This window comes from Synechococcus sp. R6-10 (genome assembly GCF_047461815.1).
Lineage (GTDB): Bacteria > Cyanobacteriota > Cyanobacteriia > Thermostichales > Thermostichaceae > Thermostichus.
Window position 1 is genome coordinate 1 of sequence record NZ_JANSHW010000737.1, and the last position, 1683, is coordinate 1683.

A 1683-nucleotide genomic window follows, 5' to 3' on the forward strand; every position below is an offset into this window, starting at 1 on the left:
GAAGCGGATTCCATAGCGTTGCGCAAGCAACGCTAAATCAGAATCGGATATATGTATATGAGAAGAATCAGCCGACTGTGCGCCGTTCATCGAAGACGATAACCGTTCCAGCGGAGCTGCAGAGCGCACAGTCGGCGTCTGATTCGAATCTACATATATCTGGGAATCTAAATTAAATCTAGGCGACGCCGTTTGAACTTGAGTTGAGTTCAACCCAGTTGCAGATACATCTGCAACTTGTTGCAGCGGTCTCTGCACGCTGTGCTTGGATCTCTGCAACTTGTTGCGCCCATTTCTGCAACTTGTTGCAGATAGACCTGCATCAAGTTGCAGATATTCCAGCAACTGGACTACATCCTTATAGAGCTTGGCGTAATCAATGCGGTAATGCGTTCGAGCTGGCATCCCGCGCCTTTGAAACTGGATGTATACACTTAGCTTGACCTTACAGCGGTCAACTTGCGCTCGCGTGAAACCCATAACTTCAAAGTCTCGGTAGCTTTTGCATACCCACTCCCCGTCTGCATACTGCGCCCAGTGTATGCATTGGTGCAGGAACGCAGCAGCCGTGAAGTCGTGATTCAATAAATGTGGGTACACGACTGGCATACCGAAATGCTTGACCCCCTTGATGGTTTCCATCAGTTTTTCGCGAGCGTCATCGGGCGTCATCGTCGCTCTCCAATCCAAGCAGATAATCCGTAGTCACGTCGAGGGCTTCTGCAAGTTTTCGCAGGTGACCAGTGTTGGGCAGACTTCTGCCCAGTTCGTATCGACTGATGTACCTATCGGGCACACCAGACCGTATGGCGAGTTCAAACTGCGTCCAGCCTTTTGCGACTCGTCGTTTGCGCAGCTTGCTGCTGAATACCATGCGCAATTCCTGCGAACCATCCGTGCCTATACGCTTTATCTGCATAGCACGCCAATTATACCACATAGCATGCGCCTTTGTCAAGGGGGGATACCGCCTATGCTCTGTGAATGGCAGGATATTCACTGGGCGCAACTTTTTGCGAGATATTCGGGTATAATGGGGGTAGGAGGTGATAGCATGCCAAGAGTGCCTAAGCAACTCGATTCTGAGACGCTGACGGTAATTGCACAGCTGGGCACGCTGATTAAGCTGCATCGCATCAAGCAACGCATGACGCAGCAAGAGCTTGCCGAGCGTGCGAAACTCACAGCGGATCAGATTGTGCGCTACGAGTCTGGCGCTGTTGACCCGCCGCTATCCTCAATCATCAAGATTGCGCGGGCAATGGGCTACACAAGACTCAAACAACTCCTTGAGCATGAAGCAATAGAGGTCTAACGATGCACAGAGCGCTTCCGTTCACGCTGGGGAGTGGGCGGTGCTGGACTCGAACCAGCGACCTCTTCGGTGTGAACGATGTTGACCCACCGAGATGATTATACCCCGCGAATCGAAAAATTCCTACCATGCGAAAACACACTGTTGACTTGGGTTCAAACTGCGACTCTTTCGGCGTCGCCGATGAGGTCGCCCAGCTGATTGACGCTTACCTGCTGTACCGCCGTGCTACCGTGAGCGCGAACACGGCGGCGACCGACGAGAGGCTCCTGCGCTATCTGCGGGAGTATCTGACCACGCCCGACGCCCAACGGCATACCCAGCTGCGCCCACTGTTTCTGGGCTTCTTGGGTTGGCTGCGGAATCTT

The 1683-nt window shown here is 52.8% G+C and carries 3 protein-coding genes and 1 tRNA gene; 1 reads left to right on the forward strand and 3 read right to left on the reverse strand.

From position 1 onward, the window contains the following. Together NW837_RS15660 and NW837_RS15665 are read right to left on the reverse strand one after the other, a co-directional pair. Positions 1-672, reverse strand: a 672-nt coding sequence (locus NW837_RS15660; RefSeq protein WP_414332616.1) for a hypothetical protein, incomplete at its 3' end; no start/stop codon positions are given. Next, positions 659-1132, reverse strand: coding sequence for a helix-turn-helix domain-containing protein (locus NW837_RS15665; RefSeq protein WP_414332618.1), 474 nt, complete (start codon positions 1130-1132; stop codon positions 659-661). The genes NW837_RS15665 and NW837_RS15660, both read right to left, overlap by 14 nt. Between NW837_RS15665 and NW837_RS15670 the strand changes: the two genes are divergently transcribed. Beyond that, positions 1055-1315 carry a helix-turn-helix domain-containing protein gene (locus NW837_RS15670; protein ID WP_414332620.1) on the forward strand — a complete coding sequence of 87 codons (261 nt, stop codon included), beginning with the start codon at positions 1055-1057 and terminating at the stop codon, positions 1313-1315. The genes NW837_RS15665 and NW837_RS15670 overlap by 78 nt on opposite strands. 34 nt (positions 1316-1349) lie before the next feature. Here NW837_RS15670 and NW837_RS15675 read toward each other — a convergent pair. Beyond that, a tRNA-Val gene (locus NW837_RS15675) sits at positions 1350-1421 on the reverse strand. Positions 1422-1683 lie beyond the last annotated feature (262 nt).